Here is a 270-nt window from a genome sequence, read left to right as displayed (position 1 = left end):
GATAAAGAAGGTGCCGCCTCTTTTTATGTTGTCGACACTTCTGATTTTGGTAACAGCGGTAACTGGCGTGTGGTCGCTGACCTCTATAAAGCCGATGCTGAAAAAGCAGAAGAAACAAGTAATCGCGTAATTAACGGTGTTGTCGAACTGCCGAAAGATCAGGCTGTTCTGATTGAACCGTTTGACACGGTCACCGTCCAGGGCTTCTATCGTAGCCAGCCAGAAGTCAATGATGCCATCACCAAAGCGGCAAAAGCGAAAGGTGCCTAC

1 protein-coding gene is annotated in these 270 nt (G+C 48.1%); it reads left to right on the top strand.

Annotated features, from left to right (window positions below; all coding sequences use genetic code 11):
* Positions 1–270, top strand: a 270-nt coding sequence (locus NDO48_RS29220; RefSeq protein WP_267322917.1) for a YdgH/BhsA/McbA-like domain containing protein, incomplete at both ends; no start/stop codon positions are given.

This window comes from Aminobacter sp. MET-1, assembly GCF_026521175.1.
In the GTDB taxonomy this organism is placed as follows: Bacteria; Pseudomonadota; Alphaproteobacteria; order Rhizobiales; family Rhizobiaceae; genus Aminobacter.
Note: the sequence above shows the minus strand (reverse complement) of the source record. Positions and strands in the feature narration are given on the sequence as shown.